Source organism: Metamycoplasma canadense (assembly GCF_000828855.1).
Lineage (GTDB): Bacteria > Bacillota_I > Bacilli_A > Mycoplasmatales > Metamycoplasmataceae > Metamycoplasma > Metamycoplasma canadense.
Window position 1 is genome coordinate 408,300 of record NZ_AP014631.1, and the last position, 23,439, is coordinate 431,738.

Genomic DNA, 23,439 nt, shown 5'->3' on the forward strand with positions numbered 1-23,439 from the left:
AATAAGACTATTAAAACAAATTTAGAAAGGAAATATTATGACAAAAAAAGAGCTAATTAAAAAAACATCAGAAGAAACTGGATTTCAACAAGCTATGGTTGAATCAATTTTTGATGAAATGATAAAAATTTTGATTGAAGAAATAGCTAATGAAAGACAAATTAGCATTTCAGGTTTTGGTGTATTTTCTTCCAAATTTGTTCCCGCTAAATCTCAACAACATAATATCACTAAAGAAAACATAGAAGTTCCAGCAAAATTAGACCCTAGATTTAAATTTTCCGATGTTTTAAAATCAGAAGTCGATCGAATTTATAAAAAAAATAAAAAATAATAAGAAATTCACTCCTTAACATTTTTTGATTAATGTTAAGGAGTATTTTTATTATAAAAAATTAAAAAGTGATATTTTCAACGATATCTAAAATTCCTGGAAATGATAATTTTAATTTAACTCCCATTTTTTGTGCATCATAAAAATGCATCACTTTTTTCTTATTTAAAAATTTTAAAAAATCAGCATGCATTACCAGTAAAAAAGTATTATAAACCTTAAAATAAAATATTCAAAAAGCAATACCTTTATTTTTAATAATTAAATTTAAATACTCAATTTGGTGTTTTTTTATATTACTCAACGGTAAAACATTATCCTCAGTGCTTTTTGCTTCAAAAGCTATAAATTTACCTTGAAAAACACCATAGTAATCAACCGAACTTTTACATTTTATAGTAGCTTCTTGCAAATTAAGTTTTTTATTTTTTAATGAAACCGATTTAAAGCTTACATCAAGATTTTTTTTATGTATTAAGCAAATATTATTTTTAAAATAAAATTCATTTGTTTGATTTATTATTGTTTCTAAAAGCATTCCTCTATTTTTAAAATTGCCGCTCATATAAAAATTAAAACATAAAATTAGGGATTATTTTTCCCTAATTATTCTTGTTTTTTTATATATTATAGTCCTTAAAATTTTTAAAATATTCTTCTTTATTTTCCATTAAAAATTTAATTAAATCTGCCGTCATTAGCATTGCCATAACATCGTTGTGACAATATTTTTTTAAATCTATTATTTTTTTATTTCATTCATTATCTTTTATTAAATTTAATGCTCTTGTAACTGCTATTGATAATGCTGCAGAACCGTTTTTAACAGCAAGTGTCGCATATGGAATTATTTTATGCTTTAAGTATTTGTCAATTTTTTTATGGGTAACAAAATATTCAATTTTTTTAATAGATGCAACCCCTTTTATAAAACCAATATTTATAATTCGATCTGAAATTAACTTTTTTTTGTTATTCGATACACCTTTAAATAAATTATATAAGTCAACTAATTTATCAATTATAAATTTTATTTTATGTGTATATTTTTTATACTGATCTTCTTTTAAATCTCCCTTTTCAAAATAAATATCAAATTGTTCTTGAATTTCTTTAATTCTAGCTCTTTCATATCCTATATTGTAAATAATATAATATTTAGCTTCTTCATCATATAGATCATCAATTATTTTTTTATAAGTATTTAAATCAAATTTTAAAGGGTCATAGACATAATCATTTTGTTCATAAATTTCATTATTCTTTGTTTTTATTATTGATGTTTGAGAAATTACTTGTCTAAATCCAGGTAAATAATCCAACATTGGAGCAGACAAAGTTACACCTTCAAAATCAAATCAAATAATTTTTGAATTATTATCTAAAATAACTTGATATTCAAAACAATTCTCAATTTCAGGATTTATAGAAATTAAATTATTATCATAAAATTTTTTGACTTGTTTTTGCTTTAAGATGTCTATTTGACAATCAAAATTTGATATTGTTTCTAATACTTTTTTAGATGAAAATGAATAATTAGGATATTTTATCGGCATTATTTCTTTTATGTCAAATTTGCTGCATATTTCATTAAAAGAATCTTCGTTATTTAAATTTATGTCGATTTTAATATTATCTTTATTCTTAATTATTTTTATAAATTCATTAAACGAACAAGAATACTTATTATCGCTATTAATTTTTACATCCGGTAATTTTTTTTCATTAAAATCAATTTTAGTATTAGTTAAATCACTGAGAACATGATCAATAATTTTTATATTATCTTTTTTTGTCTTGTTTGATGAATAATTGAAATTTGGATCCATTGTATAAATAGATTCAACTTCTTTTTCTGATAATCTTTTTATTTTTTCCTCATCAATAGATGGTTTACTATTTTTGTATGAACAATAAGGAGTAAGATTAAATTTTAAAATTCCTTTTTTTATGTTTTTGTTTTTTTGATACGCAGGTTTTAAAATATAAATTTCTTCTAAGTTATTTATATAGTTTTTCGTAATATGATAATCAAAATATGACTTTAAAATATTTTTAACTTCAGTTTTGTTTGAATAAATTAAATTTCCAAAACATTTATTTTTTATATCCGCAAACAATAAATTACAGCAACAATTTTCTCATTCAAAAACAGGATTAATAATTAATAAAAAACCATCTTCAATCGCTTTTTTGGTTTCTTTTAATCGTTGTTCTGTATTTTGTTTAATTGATATAATTTTTATTTTATTGATATCAATAGATTTTTCATTTTTATAAAAGTCATAAATTCATTTTACTGCTTGGTTAAAAACTTGATCAGAACCAGAGGCGATAAGTTCAAATTCGACAAATAAATCCTTTAGAAATTCAATATTATCTTCTTCTTGTTGTTCATCATTATCATTATTGCTCAGTACATTATTTTGAAGAATTCAATCAACTTTTTCATAAATGGTTAATTGATTATATTTTTCTTTTTCTTTGTCATCTAATATTTTTTTAGCATTATTTGCTTTAAAAATTAAGTTATTTATTTCCTCATTATAAAAATTTATTTGATCAAAAATATCATCTTTCTTTTTATTTTTTAGTTTAAAAACTAAATCTTCTACTTTATTAAAAATAAATCATGGGTGAGATTGGTTAGCTTTTAAAAAATCTTTAAATGTAAAATATTTTTTGTCTTTATTCATATTCTGGTATGGCTTTTCCAATTTCAACTCATTCTAAATAAAGATTTTTTCAATCCTCAAAATTTGAGCACGATAAATATTTTATTAAATCTTGATCAAGCGTATCGTTTCAAATGGGGCTAATTCCTGAAATTGTATATTTCTTATACCACTCTTCGCAAGTTTTCATATCATCCATTACTTGTTGCTCATTAACATTGAAAAATCAATTTTTTATCACTCTTTTATTAATATCAACATTGTCTAAATTATAATAATCAGATTCTTCCAAAAAACATGCAACTATTGTAAATTTTTTTACTCCCATTAAATAAGAATAAAGTTGTGCCTGTTTAATATAAGCAGGGTTTATTAAACCTTCGTTTCATGATTCTAATTTTTTAATACCGGCTGTTTTTATTTCAATAATTATTTTTTGATCTTCTAAATATCCATCAGGCAAACCTCCAAATAAAGTATTATCCTTAAAAAAATCGTAGTTATATTGATGTGCTTCAAATCTTTTAATATTAAAATTAAATTTTTTCTCAATTTTATCAATAATTTTTGGTTCTAATACTACTCCAGCGTTAACATATTTTTTATCTAAAACTGGTAAAGCAAAATTAGCAAGTCTTGCAAAAGCAGCAAATTCACTATTAAAAGGTGTTAATTTTAAAATATCGCCTAATGCAGAACCAGTTATTTTTCTAAATCCACCGATGCTGCCTGGTTTTAATAAAAGTAGTTTTTTATGATATTCTTCTGTTAGTCTTACAACTTTATTTTGGAAATCAATATTATATTGATTTCCGTTGTAATGTTTTCTTGTTGGAATTTTAATATTTTTAATTTCTTCCATATTTAAAGTACCTCTTATAAGAAAATTATAAATATAATTTAACTTTTTTATTATGAATAAATATATTAATTAAAAATTAAATATTATTTATTTTTTTGCAAAAATAATAAAAATATAGTAAAGAAAAATTTGTTATAATTTTATATAATTCAAATATTAAATAAAGGTATAATCATGAGAAAAAATATTAAAATCGTTTTAACATTATCACCACTATTGACATTTTTTTCTTTTCCTTTAATTGCAGCTTCATGTGCAAATAAAAATAAAGAAAGTAATTCAGAAAAAATAAGTTTAATTAAAAATAAAATTTCTGATTTAACCATGATAGTTCAATACGAAGAAGATGAAAATGAAAAAAATAACGCTCAAAATTTATTAAATGAAATTAATAATATAAAAAAAGATGAAAGCGATATACAAAAACTAAATGATTTAATAACAAAAATTGAAAATTCTATTAGTTCATTTAATAATAGAAATACCGAAGAGAAATCGGGTCTTGTAGTTAAAAAAATAGTTAAAAATCAAGGCAATGTTAAAGCCAGTGAAGTTGTTAATGAATTAAAAAATGCTAATTCATGAGAAAAAGCTAAAGAAATTTTTAAAAAATACTCAATTTCAGTTGAAGAAAATGATTTAGCCGAAAATGAAAAATTAAGTATAGCATCTTCAACACATGCTCATGACAAGAGTGGACAAATACATCTAGATATTAAATTTCAACTATTAAATAAAACTGAGAGATTTGAATTAAATGGTTTTAAAAAAGTTGAATTATCAGAAATTATTTTAGATTGAAAATTTGGTACTTCATTAATTAAAAAATTAAATAATAATGAAAAATCTAATTTATTAAGCTTATTAAAAAACGAACAGGAAAAAGAATTTAATTCTTTACTTAAAAAGCTTAAAGAATATATAGAAATTAGTAAAATAAATTCTAATGATCATGACACTAATTTTAAAATTGAATTCGAAAATAAACAAAAAACAATAATTGAAAAAAATAAAATGAAATTATTAATGAGTTTTTATAGTAATAATGATCATAAAAATATTATTTTAGAAAAGCAATTGATAATTGAATTAGAAAACAACACTCAAGAACATGATTAATAAAAAATAGGAGGCTTAATTTATGCTTAATAATAAATTAAAATTATTAAGAAATATTGTCTTTTATTTTTTTGTTTTTTTTATTGCGTTAATTATTATATTTTTTGCAATTAATATTTTAATCGAACCACAAATTAAAAAAAACCTAGCGGTTTATTCAAAAATTTCTTCAAATTATGGGAATAGGCTAAAACATTTTTTCAATAATTTTTTTACTTTTAAAAGTGGTATCATATATTCTTTTGAATTATCAAATGCACAAAATAATATATTTCTATTGTATATAAACCAATTTAAATGAACTTTTTTACTAAGTTTTTTAATTTTTATATTTAGTTTTATTCTCGGAAATATTTTAGGAATTACTTCAGCTTATAAAATAAATAAAAGTTTCGATGTCTTAATTTCAATATTTATTTCCTTTTTAGGAGCACTACCACTTTTAATAATTGCACTACTAGCTTTAACTAATTCTTCAATATTTGGTTACCCTTCACAATTTCTAAATAATAAATTTACATTTGTATCTATTTTAGTTCCAATATTAATTTCTTCATTTCCTACTGTTGCTATATTTTTCTCAAAATCACGTAAAAGAACACTTGAAATTTTAAAATCTGATTATTATCTTTTTGGAAAAACAATTGGTCTAAATAAAAAACAATTATTAAGAAAAATTGTTTTTAAGCAATTATTTATTAGTGAGCTAAATTTGTTCTTTTTAATTTATGTTTTATTATTTACTGTAACAATATTAATAGAAAGAATTTTTTCAATTCCAGGTCAGAGTTTGTTAATTTCCTTTGCTTTTCAAAAAGGTGAGTTAGATATTATAATGTTTTACTTTACTTTTAATTTTGTTTTACTTTCAATTTTGTTGATAATAAATAAACTATTAATTCAAAAGTTAAATCCTATTTTAATAAAGAAAAGTTTTATTAAAATAAAGAATAAAAAAAGAGGTTTATATGAATAACCTTTTCAGATTTTCAAAAAGAAAAATAAATAATCAAATTGGATATACTATTCATACAAATTCAACTAAACAATATTGAAAAAGATTTTTTGGTAATAAATTAAATTTAAGTTGATTTATTTTATTTATAATCCTTATTTTATCTTTATTAGTTGCAACTTTTTTTATTAAGAACTCACCTTCAAAATCAATAGATCATACTACTAATTTAGTAAATAATTTGCCATCTTATTTTAATCAAACAATTACTAGAAATTTTAATCGTGGTAAAGAACTAGAATTTATTAGAAACATAGCTAACATTGAATATGCTGATGCTTTAAAAAATCATCGTCAACTTGTTTTTTGGATTGATTTTGATTCGTCTAAAGAAATAGGTGGAGATCAAACGGTTTATACAGACATTGTAACATTAATTTATAACCCTTATAATTTAATAAAAGCAGTGAATATTTTAAATAAAAACACAAATAATACTATAAATATTCCAAACGGTCTATATTTAGGAACAAATAACCAAGGAATCGATATTTATTCAAGATCAATTACAACAATTTGAATAACTATTTCTTTAATTTTATTAGCTATATTTATAAATATTTTTATTGCATTTAATATAGCCTTAGTAGTAAATATTTATGAAAATAATTGGTTTATTAATTTTATTGACAAAATAATAAATTCAATAAGTGTAATACCTGAGATAATTTGAATATTTTTATTATCAATATTTATAGGAACAACTTGATATGCAATGCTTATATTATTATCCTTGATTTGTTGATTTTCGTATTATAAGTTTGCAAAAGATGAAATAAAATTAATATTAAATAAAGAATTTATAATTGCCGCTAAAGCAAGTGGCTTATCAAAATGAAAAATAGCATATAGTCATATTTTTAGATATATTTTTGCTAATTTTATGATTATGTTAGTTGAAAGATTTTCGATTAATATTTTAATAGTATCATCGTTAGCATTTTTAGATTTTATAAACGATTCAAATAATTTAAATATTGGCTCAGTTCTAAAAGAAGCAATTGGCTTAGTTTCTGAAAATCCATCATATTTAATTTTTATTTCAATTTTTCTTATTTTATTTAGTTTAAATTTAAAGCTTTTATCTTCTGGATTATCAAATTCTTTAAATCCTAAATTTAACTAAAATTTAAACATTTTTTTAAATATAAATAATAAAAAATTAGACACATTTTTTGTTTGTGTCTAATTTTATTTTAAATAAATTAATAAAATTATTTATTTTCTTGGGTTGTAGTAGTTTCGTTTGTTGTTACTACTGGTTTTGATTCTTTAATAGCATCTTTTTTAACAAATTCTTTTTTTACGCTACCGATATAAGGTAAAATAGCAACTAATCTAGCTCTTTTAATTGCTAGTGCAACTGCTCTTTGGTGTTTTGCACAAGTTCCTGTAATTCTTGATGAAATAATTTTCCCTTGTAAATTAACTAATTTTGATAACAACTCTTCATTTTTATAATCAACATAAACAACTGGTGATTTACTTAAACAAAATTGACATGGACGTTTACGAACAAATAATTTTTTACGAACAATTCTTGCCATAAAATCTCCTTAATTACATATTATCCCAAACTAAACCATCATCATACACATCTGTATCCTCTGGTTGGTTTGCTTCAATAAATTTTTGATTTTCAATTATATCTTTACTTTCTTCATTAGAAATGCTAAATTCTTTTGAATTATTTTTTCTTCTTGCTTCAGTAATTTCTTTTGATTCTAAACTTTTAATTTTTTCAATAGAAACTACATAATTATTAATAGCTTGGCCATTTGCGTCAGTGAATCTTGAAGATTGAAAACTTCCTTCAATGAATAATAAAGAACCCTTATCTAAATATTTATTAATAAATGTTGCATTACTTCTTCAAGCTATGCATGGTATAAAATCTGATACCGGTTCAGCATTAGGCGCTGAATAGCTTCTTGTTACGGCGATTGTAAATCTAGAGTATTCAATGCCAGATCCAGCTAAGCCCTTATAAGGTTTACTAACTAATCTACCAAGTAAAATAACTTTATTCATAATAAGATCTCCTAATTAAGTAATATAAAAATACAAATATAAATTAAAAATTATTTTTCTAATTTTTCTTTTTTTACAAATTTTGTTTTTGATTCTGATTTTTTATCTTCTGTTGTTTCTTTGTTTTCATGTTTTTCAAAGTTTTTTCTATTATCGAAATTTCTTTTTGTTAATTTTCTTTGTTTTTTTGGTTTTAAGCCTTTTTCAGAATTTAAATTAATAATTAAAGTTCTTAAAATTGATTTATCAATATTAAATTTTCTTGTTAATTCTTTAATTAATTCAGGTTGTGCCTTTGTTAAAACTAGAAAATAGTTAGCACGTTTTAATTTGTTAATTGGATAAGCTAATTCTGTTCTCTCTAATTTTTCAAACTTAGTGTTTTTTTCATCTAGAACTGATAAAACTAGTTCTTTAACACTTTCTTCAGTAGAATTATTAGGGTTTGATAGAATCATAATTTCATATTTTGACATTATAGTTCTCCTTTCGGACTTTTGGGTCATACGACCAAGGAGTCTCACCCTTTGTTAATATAAATATTAAAATATTTTAACTTTATAATTATAGTAAAAAGTATAATTTTTTTTGTAAAAGGGTTAATTTAGCGCTAATAATATTAATAATAATTTGCTAATTTAATACACAAATGACTAATAAGTTAGTTAAAAGACAATTTTATTAATAAAATTAATAAAAAATTAATATATTTAGTTTATTTTTTAAATAAATAAGAATAATAAAAAATCATAAAACCATGTTAAAAAATAGTATTATGATTTTATTTCTATTTTTATAAATTTTAAACTAGTTTTTCTAAAACTTTATTGGTAGTTTTAAATGATATTTTAGCAACGTTTTTAAGTTCATCTAATCCAAATTTTTTAACAAAAAGAATTGCTACATCAATTATTGAATTACTTGCTCCTAGTTTGAAAGAAAAATTTTTATAATATAGTGATTGTTCTTTCATTTTTTCTAAAAGTATATATCTAGCTAATATTGAAGCGCAAGCAACTGATAAATATTTTTCTTCTGCTTTCGTTTCTAAGATTAATTCAAAATCTTTTAGTTCAACGGTTGTTATTATTTTTTTATTTTTTAATGTATCAATATGTTTTGAAATATTTGTTAAATTTGCATATTGATCAATTATAATTGGAATTTTTTTGTTAAGTGATTCTAAAAGTCTTTTAATTGAATTAAGATGAATTAACGTTTTAACAGCATTATTGTTAATTTTTAAATTTGTTAAATTATTGTATCCTTTTTGAGTTAAAATGGTTTTTTTAAAGATAACTAATTTATTTTCAATAATGTAATTTGCAATTTCGCTTATTTTGTTATCACTTATTTTTTTACTATCTTTAACACCTAATTTTTTTATTAATTCAATATTTTTTTTAGGTATAAAACATGCCACAGAAACAATAGGGGTAAAATAGTCTCCTACCCCAGTTTCATCAACACCGATATAATCTAAATCATTCAATAACATCTTTATTTTTCTTCTTTATTAAAGAAATTATCTGCCTTAACAGTTTTTAAATTTTTCTTAGCCTCTTCTTTTTTTTCTTTTGCTATTTTGATGTATTTATCTGGGTTTTGTAAGAATTCTTCAATAAAGTATCCTACAGCACCTTCTTTATTAGTTTGTTTCATTACGACAGTTGAAACATTTTTGATTGCATCTTCAGCATTTGCTGGGCTGACACCAACATTTCCAATTTCATACATACTTAAATCATTATATGAGTCACCCATTACAATAGTATCATTAATATCAATGTTGTAATATCTCATCATTAATGAAATAACTTTACCTTTATCCACACCGATTGAAGTAATGTCAAACACTGGGCTCAATCCTTCACCTTTCGATCATGATGAAAATTCACCTAAATCACCGTATCTTCTTTTTAAATAAGTCAATAATTCTAAGACATTAGTTGTTGGTTGACAATCAAAAACAATACCTGTTGGTTTTAAAGGAAGTTTTTCTAAATTAATTGATTCTCTAAATTTAGTTGCTTGATTAAACCCGAAAACCTTTTCTAAATTTGGATCTCTATGCATTAATTGAACTCAGTCAGGTCCTTCTATTGCATAATTAGAAATTTCTTTTTTAACTTTTTCGTCGCCTAAAATGTATAAAACTTCATTTAAATCTAAGTAAGTAATTGTTGGTATAAAAAATGGATCCGCAGGATTATGGATGTGTGCTCCGTTATAGTTACCAACAATTGCATTTAAACCTAATTTTTGATAAACTGGCATTGTACTTCTTCAAGGTCTACCAGTAATTATTGAAACAATATGCCCTTCGCTGACTGCTTTTTTAATTGCTTCTTCAGTTTTTGGGTGTATTGTTCCGGCCCCAGAATCAGCTAATAGTGTTCCGTCTAAATCAATAGCAAATAAAAATCTTCTTTTTTGTGATTCTTTATTAAAAGCCATTTTTTTAATTCCTTTCTTTATTATTTATTTTTATAAATGTAAAATTAACTAATTGATATTTAAAAATTTTACTATATTTCTTTTTAAAATAAGCATTGTTTTTTAAAAAAAGAGAGTTTAAACCTCCTTTTTATTATTTTTTTGTTCCAAAAATACGGTCTCCAGCATCTCCGAGGCCAGGTATAATATAATTATTCTCATTTAATTTTTCATCTTTAGAGGCTAAATAAATATTAACATTTGGATAATTTATTTGAACTTTATTAATACCTTCTTGAACCCCTACTAAGCAAATTAATTTTATATTTGTAAAACCTTGTTTTTCTAATTTATTAATCGCATCACAAGCAGATGTACCTGTTGCTAACATTGGATCAACAATAATAATATAACTATCTTTGGGTACATCAGGAATTTTAAAGAAATATTCAACACTTTTAACGTCATCGGTTCGATAAATCCCTATATGGCCAACACGAGCCTGAGGAACTAAATCTAAAATACCATTAACCATTCCTAATCCTGCTCTTAAAATTGGAATAATGACAATTTCTTTGTCAAGTTGTTCTCCATCAAAAGTGCAACCAGTTGGAGTTATTACTTGCATTTTTTTGGTTTCGTAGTCCCTTAACATTTCATAAACCATTAAAGATGCAATTTCATTTAAATTTTGTCTAAATTCATTGTGAGTAGTGTTTTTATCACGCATTTTAGTTAATTTAGCATTGATAAGTGGGTGTTGAAAAATTTTAACCATATTTTTACCTTAAACTAATTTAATAAATATTTAAAAATAAACTAATAATTTGAACTATTATCTATTTTACCTTCAATAATAGTTACAGATTTAGAAGTACCTAATCTATTTGCTCCTAGTTCAACCATTTTCACTGCATCTTCTTTAGATTTAATTCCACCAGAAGCCTTAATTAATAATTTATCTTCAGCTACTGATTTCATAATTTTAATATCTTCAAATGTTGCTCCTCTAAATGAAAAACCGGTTGAAGTTTTAATAAAGTCTGCTCCTGATTGTAAAACTATTTCTGTAGCCTTAGCAATTTCTTCATTTGTTAAAAGAGCTGTTTCAATAATAACTTTTAAAACTTTATTTCCACAAGTTTCTTTAATTGCTTTAATTTCATTTAAAACATATTCATATTGTCTGTCTTTGAAACGGCCAACGTTCATAACCATATCAATTTCGTCAGCACCATGCTCTAAAGCAATTTTAGTTTCAAAAACCTTAACACTAGTTACATTGTAACCTAAAGGGAAACCAATAACTGTACAAATTAAAACATCAGTATTTTTTAAAGCTTCTTTAGCATATTTGATGTATGAAGGTGCGATACAAACTGATTTAAAATTATATTTTTTAGCTTCATCTATTAGTTTATCAATATCTTTTGTTGTTCCAGATTGACTCAAAAATGTATGATCGATTAATTTATTTAACATTTTTTCTCCTTGTTTATTTATTTAAATGTTTTTATATTAATTTTGATAAAACTTCTTGAATTTCGAAAGGTTTTTCACTAAATTGAATATTATTAATTAAATTTTGTCCTAAATTCTCATCAATAGGGTTTGATGAGTATAAAGTGAATAAAACATCGTTTTTTCTTACAAAATCATTTGTTGTCTTATTTAGATAAATACCAGCTTCAAAATCAATTGAATCTTCTTTTTTAGATCTTCCAGCCCCTAATTTCATAGCTGCTAATCCAAATTCAATAGCTGAATTTATTTTTAAATAACCCTCTTCTTTTGAAATAATTTCAAATTTATATTTTGGATTAAATCAGTTTGAACAATAAATTTCATCAACATTTCCGTTTTGAGCCTTGATTCATTCATTAAATTTTTCAAGAGCTTTTTTATTATTGATAACTTCTTTAATTTTTTTTCTTGCTTCTTCTTCAGTTTTAACTTTGTTAGCTAGTAATAGCAGCGTTGCGCCTGAAGAATAAATAATTTCTGTAAAATCTTTAGGACCATTTCCATTAAGGGTTTCTACAGCTTCAAGAATTTCTATTTTATTACCAATAGCTCTTCCTAAAGGTTTTTCCATATTTGTTATTTCAACAGCAATTTTACGATTTAATTTTTTACCAATTTCAATCATTAATCTACCAAGTTCTTTAGCTTCATCTAGATTTTTCATAAATGCACCGTTGCCACACTTTACATCTAAAAGAATGCAATTCGATCCTGTTGCGAGCTTTTTAGACATTATTGAAGATGCAATTAAAGGAATTGATTGAACTGTTCCGGTAACATCTCTTAGAGCATATATTTTTTTATCAGCGGGTACTAATTTTTGATTTTGTCCCACTATGGCGATATTATGTTTTTCAACAGAATTTTTAAATTGTTCATCAGTTAAAGAAATAGTATATCCCGAAATTGATTCAAGTTTATCAAGTGTTCCGCCAGTGTGTCCTAGTCCTCTTCCAGACATTTTAGCAACAGTTAGGCCTAGGGCTGATAAAATAGGACATAAAACAATGCTTACTTTATCGCCAACACCCCCGGTAGAATGTTTGTCAACAATTGTAGTGTTTAAATATGATCAATCAATAGTATCTCCTGAATTAATCATTGCATTTGTTAAATAAGATGTTTCAGTTTCATTTAATGAATTTAATCTTATTGCCATTAACAATGCTGAAGCTTGATAATCAGGGATATTTCCTTCAACATAATTTTTTATAAAAAATTCAATTTCAGCTTGGGTTAACTCTTGTTTTTCCGCTTTTTTATTTATTATGTCAATTATTCTCATTATTGAAAGTCCTTAGCTAAAGAAAGAGCTAATTTCATCATATCGTTAAATGAATTTTGTCTTTCCTCACTTGTTGTATATTCATGAGTTACTAGGTTATCTGAAATTGTTAGTAATGTTGCTGCTTTTTTATTTAGTTTTTCAGCAACTGTAAATAGTCCGTAAGCTTCCATTTCGACGCAAACGGCACCGCCTGATTTTCTAATTCTTTCCTCAACTGTTTCATCAGCATAAAAAGCATCTTCACTTAATATTCTTTCGAAGTGTAAGTTCATATTTAAATTTTTAGCATTTTTTAAAATTAATTCATTTAAATCACGACTTGGAGTTGCGATATTGTTTTTATCTCCTCTTATTATTGAAGATCTAAAAGCATTGCTTTCACTATATGCTGAAGAAGCTAAAACCATTTCATAGTTCTTTACATCAGCCTTGAATGATCCTGCTGAACCAATTCTTACAATAGCTTCTACGCCATATTTATCAAATAATTCATATGAATAAATTCCAATTGAAGGTACTCCCATTCCAGAAGCACAAATTGAAACTTTATTTCCTTGGTAAAATCCTGTATACATTAGAACATTTCTTACATTAGAAACTAATTCTACATTTTCTAAGTAATTATCAGCAATATATTTTGCTCTTAATGGATCTCCAGGCATTAAGACTAATTTTGCAAAAGCACCATCTTTTGCATTAATATGAGGTGTCATATCTCTCCTTAAGTTTTAATTATTTTTTTAAATTTAATATTTGTATATAATAAAAATTGTAATACAATTTTATTTTTTGTTATTCTAGTTTTAGTATCACACTAGCAAAATTATAAAATATTAATATTTTCATTAATCAATTCAGCACCTTGATTTATTAAATTGATATTTGTATCATTTTCATTTCTATCCTTGAATAAAAGGCATTGAATATCTTTCCCTTGATCTAAAAATTCATTAACTAAATTATTAAATTTATTTTCCAGTGATGAAAGTAAAACTAATTTTTTACAAAAACAAGCATTAATTCGATTTCTTGAAATAAACGCAGTTTTTGAAACGTGATAATCATTAGGAAATTCTGATAAAAATAAACAATTTTCATTGTCAAATTCTTTTAAATTTAAGTTATTTAAACCTCATTCGATACCACATGGCAAAATAATTACAATTTTAAATTTTTTAGTAAATAATATTTTTAAAATTTCTTTTTCTAGTCCACTTCAAAGACAATTAAAAAATATTGTTTGGTTATCGTATTTTAAATTTTCAAGATATTTTTTAATTTCTTCAGTTTTGTATGAACCAGTTAAATAAATAGAATTATTTTCTTCTTTTAAAATATCTAAATTGCCTTTGTAAAATAAAATAAATGGAGGTTGATTAAGTCTTAATAATTTTTGTGGATAAGAACTATCTAAAACGGTTAAGTAATTTAGTTTTTTTTCATTTATTTTTTCTAGAAATAATAAATAATCATTTTTATTAATTAGTTCTTTATTTTTAATAGCACTAAAAATATTATTTCATTCCCCTTTGTATTTTGTTACAAAATATAATAAAATTTCATTCATTTTTTTAATTCCTTCTTTTGCAATAATCTTATTACTTTTGATAATTAAGAAATTACGAAAGAGAAAAAATAGAGAAAATAAAAAAGGCACGAATGCCTTTTGCACGATAAACCGCTTTTTGTATTGTTTAAAAATAAAACAATGCCAACTATTTATCTAAGTTTTGAATAAAACTTCCTAGTCTTAATTCATTTATCTTAACTAGGTTCCCCTACCAAAATTTGGGTTTCTAACTCATGGAGTTTACATCGTTGCACCTTAATTTAATAAGCTCGTCTCTGTTGCACTAGTCGTCAATTAAAATAATTGCCTAGGCTTATTAATCCTAGCATGAACACTACTTGCATCTCAGCAAGTGTTAGAGCGGATTTTCCTCTACAAAAATGCAGCAGTTGGCTGTGCATAAATTATTTTACATTAATTTAAAATAATGTTTGAAATAATTAAATAAAACAAACTCCTGGTTCAGGAGTTTGTGTTTTTTTATTGTTTAATAGAAACCGTCCTTTACTTCATTTAACTTAGACCACGATGATATAGAAGAGTTTTTATTATTTAGTTTCATAAATTTTCCATATCCACCTTCTTTTAAGGTTAAAAGAATATAATCTTTTTTAGAAATTTCATTTTCTTTTCCATTTTCTTTAACTTTATATTTAAAGTTTTTTAAATGATTTCTTTCTTTTTCATTATAACCTGAACTAGTAATAATATAGGTTATTGATTCAGGTCCATAATTATTTTCATTAAAGTATTCTCAATTTTTTACAAATAATCATCCTGTTTCAGCGGTTGAATAGTTGGTAAATTGACGTCTATCTCTCTCAGAGGTAAAGTATCTTTGCATACCAGAGAATTTTGAACCTAATCCTGGTATTGCCTTAATATTAGTTCCTTCTTGCAATTCTCATAAAATTGATCTTACACCAGTGTAAAGGTTTATTACTCTACGGCTTACATCACGATTATTAATTAATGTTTCTCGACCAAAAAATTCGAATATTATGAAATCAATAGCAACTTTGAAACGATAAACGGCTTTTCATTCTTCTGTTTTTGATCTTATTTTAAAACTATTATTTTTAACTTGTGGATTTTTGTTGTATTGACCAGCAAGCATTCTAAAAATATCATCCATTAATTTTAGTGGATCTAAATCGGGGGTTATGTTATCTGGATCGTCATTATTATTTGAGTGTGAATTATTATTTGAATGTACAAGATTTTTTATAGAACCGTTTACAAAATTAATTAATGTTTCTATATTAGTACGTTTTGATTTATCTGCATTCATATTGATATTTCTTAATGCATTGTATAAAACAGAATCTTCTAATTTACTTTTTCCGAATAACAAATTAATTAGTTTAACTAATTTTTCTCCATTTATTGGTTTATTCTCACCAATTAATGAACCGATTATTTTAAGATCTGCAAAACTAAAACCAGATTTAATTTTTGTTATTGCATCATTTAATCATTTTAAAGGTTCAAAAATTGTAAAGTTTTTACTGTATTTTACTACATGATCAACACTTCTTTTAACTACTTTTCTTTTATAAAAATCAGTATCTATTAATGATTCAACAATTTTAATAATTAATTCAGATAAAAAGTTTTTGTCATTTTGATCAGTATTTTCAAGTTTTAAATATTTAATTAAATCTTCAACAATTAAATTGATTAATTCTTTATCCTTAATAACTTCATGAATTACATTTGTAACATTGTTTTTTAATTTTTCTGATATTTTTTGCAATGTTTTATGAATTACTTCACCAATGGTATTTATATTATTTATTTTTTCACCCGTTAAAAAATCAGTAACGATGTCATCGATTAAAGTCTTAATTATAGGTTTTTCAATAAATTTATCAACAATAATTTGAATTTTATCTTTTTGAATAACATCTTGTTTTATTGATTTTCAGTTTATTTTTTTAATTTGTTCTTTGAAAACTTTATGGATAACATTTACTATTGCATTTTTAGCAGTATTGCTATTTGTTTTTAAAGTACCACTTAGACCAACTAAAATATTTAAAATAGTGCCTTGAATATTGGTTAAAAATTCCTTTGTTTTTTCATCAGATTGATTGTTTGTTGAAGGGGAATTATTTTGAGAAAGTTTTTTATTGGTTTTATTATTTAATTTAGGTAAGCTTCTTGCTAAAACATCGTATAAAGAAATAAGTTCTTTTTCCAAGTTAGCATTAGCTTCATTTGCTTCAAAAAATGATGTTGCTAGATCATTTACATTTTTTTGACTAAATAATGTTTTTCAGTCAATTATTTTTAAGTTAGAAAGAATATTATTTAACAGGTTTTTTGAATCAAAGTAACCATTTTTGTCAAAAACTTCAACGTTAATTATACTTTCAAATAATTTAGATATAACCTCTGAAACAATATCTTTATTGCTAAAATCTTTTATTACTCTTTGAATTAATGATGATATATTTTCTATTTCGTCACTCGAAGCATCAAATGAATTTTGTTTATTTATTAAATTTAAGATAAATTTAAATAAGTTTTTTATGTAGTTTTCATCTTTGGTAATTTCTTTAATAGATTCTTTAATAAAAGTTTGAATGTTATTTTTATTTTCCTTAAGAATATTTTTAAATAAATCATTCATTGAATTTATGGAGTTCAATTTTTCCTTATCAAGATCAATAAAGTAATTAATTGTTTTGGTTAAAAAATCTTCAGCGTGAGGGTTTTCAAAAATAATTTTTATAATTTTTTCTTTTGTATTTTTAGCAAATTCAATTGAGGTTGGATCTTGATTTGAAATTTTATTTTCAATAAAACCTAATTTTTCATTTAATCAGTTTTTAATTAACTGTGAATTTTTTATTTTTTTAACTAATTCAGGTATTAATTTTTTAATTTCTTCTCTTTCTTTGTTTGTCATTATAGAAAATGATTTTTTAATTATTCTAAAAACTTTTTCTAAATTTCATGGAATACCTTTGTTTTGATTAAATAAAACAATTTGCTTATTTTTTTCATTATTTATATTGTTAACAGGTTTTGAATTGTGAGAAATTGGTTGTTCATTTGTTTTAAATAGTTGTTCAATTTTTTCAAAATTTTTGATTATTATAATAAAAATTGTTGATAAGTGTTTTGATTCTAAATTATCTATAAAATCATTAATTTTTTCTTCGCTTGTATTAGTTAAAATTTCATTAATATTGATTAAGCCATTAAAATTATAATCATTGTATTTTAATTTATATTCTTTAAGATTTTTGTCTAATAAATCAACTGCAGAGTTTGTTATTTTCTCAACAAATCCTAATGGTTCAATTCCTTCAATTATTTTTAGAATTAAATCTGTTAGGGTTGTTTTTTGTTGTTGTTCTATATTTAAATTATTTAATTTTTTTGCTAAAAATTCAACTAAAAATTTAGATACTTTCTCTCTTAAATTTTTAGCTTTTTCTAAAGTTAAAAACTCATTAAAAATTGAATTAATTTTTTCTTTTAATCAATTTTTATTCACATTAATAAATTTTTGTGCTCATTGATTAAATGTATTTGTGTTATTTATTACTTCTTTTAATAATAATTTTTCAATTAATTCATGAATATTGTTATTTATTAAACTATCAAAATTAATTTCAGTATAACTTTTAATTTCGAAAATAATATCTTTTAAAGCTTGTTTTTCGTTTTCATTTAATGTTGAATCTTTAATTTCAATGTTTTCCAATGATTTTGAAATTAAATTTTTTAGATCTATTTTAGTTAATAAATAATCTAATATAGGTTTTTTTGATAGTAAAACAAATAATGATTTAAGAAAATGTGTTTCACCATTTTTTATTTCTTGATTATTTTTTATTAATATTAGATCTAAAATTTTTGAAATTTTATGATTGTCAATTTTTATTAATTCCTTTATTGTTTCATAAATTTTATCTCTAAACTCATTTAATGTTGAAAAGCTTTGTTTTTCTTTTAATAAATTAAATAATTTTTGTTTTATTTCTTTAAATAAATCATTATTTGGAAAAGATTTTAAAAGTAATTTTAAGTATGAAAGCAAAGTCTTTGTTTCATTTTCATCAAAGTCAACTTTTAATTGTTTTTTTATTAAGATAATAGCAGTTTTTGAAAGTAAAACTAATACATTATTATCTTCAAATGCATTTTTTATAATATTTTCAATAAATTCTATAAATTTGTCAGCATTAATATTTTTTAAAATTTTTGAAACGAAATTATCAACGTTTAACTCAATATTTTCCTCGCTAGCAAAAATACTTTTTAAAATTTCAATAATGCTTTGTTTATTTTCTTCACTTAAAATTAAATTATAGATTTTTTCAGTAATTATTTTAGATAGTTCAAAAGATGGGTTTCTTTTATTATCACTTAAATAATTTATATAGTCTTGATCTTTAGTTTTGAATATTTTTTCTAATTCTTTAATAATAATTTGTTTAATATTATTATCTTTTTTAACTTCATATAAAGCATCAACTAAATAAGGAATTAATTCTTCTTTATTTTGTTTTGATAGTTTATTTAAAACATTTTTAAATAATTCTAGTGCATTGTTTAAAAAGTTTTCAGAATTTTTATTTTTTTGTTTTCTTTCATTTCTTCTAATATCTGCATTTTCATTTTCGTTTTCTTTAGATTCAACATTTTTATTTTTTATTAATGGAAGAATATTCGAAACATTAATTAAAATAGTTTTTAGAAGAGTTTTTAGTTCATCTTTTGTTAAGTTCTCATTTTCATTACTTTTATTAATGATAAATTCGGTTATTAATTCAATAATATTAATATTTTTTGTATTTATATGCTCAAAAATTTTCGATCATGAATATTTTGAAAAATCAATTCCAAAATTATTAATATTTTTTTCAATAGTATTTAAAATTGCATCAATTAATATATCTATAATTTTTTTATTTTCAATAAATTGAATACCTTTTTTTAGAATTGATTTAATTTGAGTTTTTTCTTCTTCTCTAAGATTTTTATAATTATTAGTTCCGTTTATAAAATATGTTGCAATATTTACTATTTTATTTTTATTTTCATCACTCGAAAGAATTATTGACTTAACCAAGTCAATAATTAGTGTTTTAAAATATTCTTTATTTTCACTAAATATTAGTGAAAAAAGTTGGTTTAAATTATTGCTCTTTTTAACTTGTTCATTTGAAACTAATTTTTTAATTAATTCTTTAATTTTTGGTTCAATATTTGAATCTCATTTATTTAAAATATTGTTAGTTGTATTTTTTAATAACTCTTCTAAATCTGGATGAATATCTTTTGGAATTTTTTCTAGGTTAATTTTGTTAGATAAATCTGAAATGATATTTTTTAAATTAATTTTTTTAATAATTAAATCAATAACTTTTTCATTATTCAAGAAGATTGAAATTACATTAATAAATTTATTAAAGTTATTTTCAACCGTTGTATTTTTTAAACTTAATAAATCTAAAATGTATTGAATAACTTTAGGATTTTTTGAGTTGTTAAATAAAATATTTAAATTATTTTTTAGATAAATTTCTAACTTATTAAAATCATCAATTTGGGTTGTATCAATTTTTTTCAGTATTTCACTAAAATTATTAATAAAATATTGAAATATTTCTGAGTTAACAATGCTTGACAAAAAGTTTTTTATATAAACAATAAGTAGCTCACGATCACCTTGAGTTAGTTGTAAATTTAAATATGTATTTGTATATGTTGCTAAAATATCAACTAATAATTCACTATTTTTTTGTGTTGCAATTTGAGAAAATATCGCTTTAACAAGATCAATGCTTCCGTTTTCTTTAATACGTTTTAAAAACGAGATAAAAAAGTTATAGGCAGACGATTTATTATATTCTTTACCGTTATCAATAATATCAAAAATTACATTTTTTAGTTTACCAATAATTATTGTATTATTAACTGATTTATAAAGATTTTGGTATCCATTTCTAATAAACTCTTCGATGCTTTTAACTTGTGGATTTGATTGTAAAATTTGTTTTTCAAATTTTGTTTTTTTAATAAAGTTTGACAAAGGATAAATCGCAACGTAAGTTCCTAGTTTGTCTAATATTTGATTAAGTAAACTACTATCTTTTGAAATATCATCGATCAATAATGAAAATAAGCTTTTAATATAATCTTTTCCTCTTTGATTTAGTTCGTTATTTTTATTGGTTGAAATATTTTCTAAAAATTTTAGTAATGAATTTCTTAATTTTTCATTAAATAAACTATTAATTCTTTCAGGTGTAAAGTAATTTTGAACCTTAATTAAACCAAGGCCTAGATATTTCATTCCGTTATCATATTTTTCTAAATTTAAATTATTATTCTTCGGAATAGTACTAATTAAACTAAAAAATACTTTGTTATTAGTGTTAGCATCTTTTGTGTTTAAAATCAAACCATCAACAAATGCTTTAAGAATTTGTTGAGTTTTAAATTCAGAATTAGTTTTAGGAATATCTAAAATGGTTTCGACAAATAAATCTAATAGTTCATAAAAATATTTAAAATTTTTAAGATTTTCGATTGTATTTTTTAAGAAATATTTAATATTTTCAATTTGATTATTTGGAATTGCATAAATTATTTTTATATCATTAACTAAGTTATTTAAAGTTTCATCGAAAATAGGCTTATTATTTTTTAGTCAATCAATTATTGACGAAAATAATTCAATGGTTTCTTTTTTAGAATCCTTAAAAATAGCATTTATAAAACCCTCAAAATGAGTATTTTTAAAATAGCTGTTGTAGTTTAATAATAAATTATCAATTATTTTGTTAATTAGTAAATCAATTTTTTTGTTTACAACTTCATTTGTTGAAGCTTTATTTCAAAGATTAATTAATTTATTAGGAAATATTTTTTTAACAACTTCTTTTGAGAAAATAAGTTTAGTAAGTGATTGTAAATTATTCTTTATAAATTGTTTATTTTCATTGTTTGAAAGATATATATTATTTAAAACGGATTTAAAGATTTGATAAATACTTTCTTTGTTTCTAAATTCATCTTTGAAAATTTTTTTTATTTCTTCAAAAGAAATATTTTTGTGAGATTTTTTTGCTATAGTTTCTGAAATTTTTAAATTTGCTTTGTTTAATAGATTATCTGTGAATTTTGATAATAAAATTTGATTTAGAAATTCGATTAAAATTTTAGTTTGTTTTACTGAATGCAATTTATCAATTAAATCAAAAAATCATTTTTTAATTTCAGGAATATCAATACCCAAAATTGAGAATAAATTATCAGTAAAAAATTTAATTTCATTAGCATTTGTAATATCTATGTTTGATAAATTTATTTTAAGTTCTAAAAGTATTTTTTGAGTAAAAGTATTTTTTTCTTCAGAACGAATTATTTCTTTGTTTTTAGTAATAGATTCAAAAGGATATGGTTTTTTATATGTATCTAAATCACTTCCAATAATTCCAAAAATTAAAGATTTAATTGTTGTTCCTTTTTTATTAAATTCAATAGCTATATTGTGTTTATTTTCTTTTTGATATTCATTGCTTTTTTTATTGAAAATTAATTGATATTCATCATTTGAAATTGACATTTTTGAAAAAATATCTTGAGCTAATTTCTTATAAGAATTATTATTAGGTAAAATACTTAAGAAGTCAGTAGAAAATTTATTAGCGTTGTTTAAAATATAATTTTTATCTTCAATATTGTAATAATTAACTTTTTTATTATTTGCAACATCTTGAATTATTTGATTTAATCTAGCTGTTGTATTTTTTAAGAGATTTATTATTTGAGAATGATTAATTTGTATTGAATGTAGTAATGGAGGAATAAATCCGGTTAAGTTTATATTTATATTAGGATTAATTGATTTTATTCTATCAATAATAGCTTCATAATTTTTCTTTAGGTTATAAAGTCTTATTGAAATTTTCTTTTCATAATTTGAAATTAAATTGTTTCTTTCTTCATCCGTTAAAAATTCTCTTAGATTTAAACCTAAAATTTCACTTTTTTTAAAAATATCATTAAAACCTAATGAGATTGTCATTAGATTAGATTTTTTAATTTTTTCAATAAGATTTTCATAAGAATTAAGTCTTGGATTATAAGTTTCTAATTCCTTGTTTAATCTTATTATTTGTTCAAATGATTTTGTACTTTTAAATTGTTCTGGATTTAAAAGATGTAATCAATTACTTGATGTTGAAAATGATAATCCTAAATTTTCATAATTTTCTAATGTTGTTTTTTCGTCATTTATTAAACGAATTGAATTAGCTAAATATGATGCATATGATGTGCCATAAACTTCATTAGTATTTTTGTCAAAATAGTTTCTATTTTTAGAATTATCGCTATTGTTATTTCCTGTAGCGTAATCATCGCCTATAGCAATATAATTGATTTTTCCACTTACTGGTTTTTGTTCTTGTGGCTTTAAAAGATCAATATCTGGCTTTTTATAAGGATCTTTTCCTTTATTTCCACACGAAATAGAAAGAGTAGGAAAAGTGATTGATAGAGCTAAAGCGGCTGAAATTTTGCTAATTTTCTTAACGAGTTTATTTATTTTCATA

The 23,439-nt window shown here is 22.4% G+C and carries 18 protein-coding genes and 1 other RNA gene; 4 read left to right on the forward strand and 15 right to left on the reverse strand.

From position 1 onward, the window contains the following. The first annotated feature begins 37 nt into the window (after window positions 1–37). Window positions 38–334, forward strand: coding sequence for an HU family DNA-binding protein (locus MCAN360_RS01605; RefSeq protein ID WP_045433824.1), 297 nt, complete (start codon window positions 38–40; stop codon window positions 332–334). 61 nt (window positions 335–395) lie between these two features. Here MCAN360_RS01605 and recU read toward each other — a convergent pair whose 3' ends face one another. Genes recU through MCAN360_RS05450 form a run of 3 tightly spaced genes read right to left on the reverse strand, consistent with a single transcriptional unit; the run spans window position 396 to window position 3,874 of the window. Beyond that, on the reverse strand, window positions 396–899 hold the full coding sequence (gene recU / locus MCAN360_RS01610; RefSeq protein ID WP_045433828.1) for a Holliday junction resolvase RecU: 504 nt from the start codon (window positions 897–899) through the stop codon (window positions 396–398). Between the two features lie 55 nt (window positions 900–954). Continuing rightward, window positions 955–3,033: a UU173 family protein gene (locus MCAN360_RS01615; protein WP_045433830.1), complete on the reverse strand. Its 2,079-nt coding sequence runs from the start codon at window positions 3,031–3,033 to the stop codon at window positions 955–957. Next, window positions 3,026–3,874: an MAGa7180 family putative nuclease gene (locus MCAN360_RS05450; RefSeq protein WP_045433833.1), complete on the reverse strand. Its 849-nt coding sequence runs from the start codon at window positions 3,872–3,874 to the stop codon at window positions 3,026–3,028. The genes MCAN360_RS01615 and MCAN360_RS05450 overlap by 8 nt, the downstream gene beginning before the upstream one ends. A gap of 174 nt (window positions 3,875–4,048) precedes the next feature. On the opposite strand from MCAN360_RS05450, the gene MCAN360_RS05455 reads away from it, so the two are divergent. From MCAN360_RS05455 to MCAN360_RS05465, 3 genes are read left to right on the forward strand one after another with little or no spacing between them, the layout of a single operon-like run. After that, on the forward strand, window positions 4,049–4,993 hold the full coding sequence (locus tag MCAN360_RS05455; protein WP_045433835.1) for a variable surface lipoprotein: 945 nt from the start codon (window positions 4,049–4,051) through the stop codon (window positions 4,991–4,993). Between the two features lie 22 nt (window positions 4,994–5,015). Then, window positions 5,016–5,969 carry an ABC transporter permease subunit gene (locus MCAN360_RS05460; protein ID WP_045433838.1) on the forward strand — a complete coding sequence of 318 codons (954 nt, stop codon included), beginning with the start codon at window positions 5,016–5,018 and terminating at the stop codon, window positions 5,967–5,969. Continuing rightward, a complete protein-coding gene (locus MCAN360_RS05465) occupies window positions 5,962–7,134 on the forward strand; it encodes an ABC transporter permease subunit (protein WP_045433840.1) in 1,173 nt (390 codons plus the stop codon). Before MCAN360_RS05460 ends, MCAN360_RS05465 begins: the two co-directional genes overlap by 8 nt. 88 nt (window positions 7,135–7,222) lie before the next feature. Here the strand turns inward: MCAN360_RS05465 and rpsR are convergent, their stop codons facing one another. The 12 genes from rpsR to MCAN360_RS01690 form a co-directional block, all read right to left on the reverse strand. Beyond that, window positions 7,223–7,555, reverse strand: coding sequence for a 30S ribosomal protein S18 (gene rpsR, locus MCAN360_RS01640; protein WP_045433842.1), 333 nt, complete (start codon window positions 7,553–7,555; stop codon window positions 7,223–7,225). 13 nt (window positions 7,556–7,568) lie between these two features. Continuing rightward, window positions 7,569–8,039 (reverse strand): single-stranded DNA-binding protein, encoded by a 471-nt coding sequence (locus MCAN360_RS05470; RefSeq protein WP_045433844.1) that lies wholly within the window; start codon window positions 8,037–8,039, stop codon window positions 7,569–7,571. A 50-nt stretch (window positions 8,040–8,089) separates the two neighbouring features. Continuing rightward, window positions 8,090–8,515 carry a 30S ribosomal protein S6 gene (gene rpsF / locus MCAN360_RS01650; protein ID WP_045433846.1) on the reverse strand — a complete coding sequence of 142 codons (426 nt, stop codon included), beginning with the start codon at window positions 8,513–8,515 and terminating at the stop codon, window positions 8,090–8,092. Window positions 8,516–8,841: 326 nt separating this feature from the next. Continuing rightward, window positions 8,842–9,537, reverse strand: coding sequence for a ribonuclease HIII (locus tag MCAN360_RS01655; protein ID WP_045433849.1), 696 nt, complete (start codon window positions 9,535–9,537; stop codon window positions 8,842–8,844). A gap of 2 nt (window positions 9,538–9,539) precedes the next feature. Further along, a complete protein-coding gene (locus MCAN360_RS01660; protein WP_045433851.1) occupies window positions 9,540–10,496 on the reverse strand; it encodes a Cof-type HAD-IIB family hydrolase in 957 nt (318 codons plus the stop codon). A gap of 133 nt (window positions 10,497–10,629) precedes the next feature. Beyond that, window positions 10,630–11,253, reverse strand: coding sequence for a uracil phosphoribosyltransferase (upp, locus tag MCAN360_RS01665; RefSeq protein ID WP_045433853.1), 624 nt, complete (start codon window positions 11,251–11,253; stop codon window positions 10,630–10,632). 41 nt (window positions 11,254–11,294) lie between these two features. Then, window positions 11,295–11,957, reverse strand: a complete 663-nt coding sequence (gene deoC / locus MCAN360_RS01670) for a deoxyribose-phosphate aldolase (RefSeq protein ID WP_045433165.1) — start codon at window positions 11,955–11,957, stop codon at window positions 11,295–11,297. A 31-nt stretch (window positions 11,958–11,988) separates the two neighbouring features. Next, window positions 11,989–13,284, reverse strand: coding sequence for a thymidine phosphorylase (locus MCAN360_RS01675; RefSeq protein ID WP_045433856.1), 1,296 nt, complete (start codon window positions 13,282–13,284; stop codon window positions 11,989–11,991). After that, window positions 13,284–14,000 carry a purine-nucleoside phosphorylase gene (gene deoD, locus MCAN360_RS01680; protein WP_045433859.1) on the reverse strand — a complete coding sequence of 239 codons (717 nt, stop codon included), beginning with the start codon at window positions 13,998–14,000 and terminating at the stop codon, window positions 13,284–13,286. The genes MCAN360_RS01675 and deoD overlap by 1 nt, the downstream gene beginning before the upstream one ends. A 110-nt stretch (window positions 14,001–14,110) precedes the next feature. After that, window positions 14,111–14,854 (reverse strand): DNA-processing protein DprA, encoded by a 744-nt coding sequence (locus MCAN360_RS05475; protein WP_045434407.1) that lies wholly within the window; start codon window positions 14,852–14,854, stop codon window positions 14,111–14,113. Window positions 14,855–14,956: 102 nt separating this feature from the next. Further along, an RNA gene (gene rnpB / locus MCAN360_RS02930) (RNase P RNA component class B) lies at window positions 14,957–15,258 on the reverse strand. A gap of 86 nt (window positions 15,259–15,344) precedes the next feature. After that, window positions 15,345–23,438 carry a GDSL-type esterase/lipase family protein gene (locus MCAN360_RS01690; RefSeq protein WP_045433862.1) on the reverse strand — a complete coding sequence of 2,698 codons (8,094 nt, stop codon included), beginning with the start codon at window positions 23,436–23,438 and terminating at the stop codon, window positions 15,345–15,347. Between the last annotated feature and the right edge of the window lies 1 nt (window position 23,439).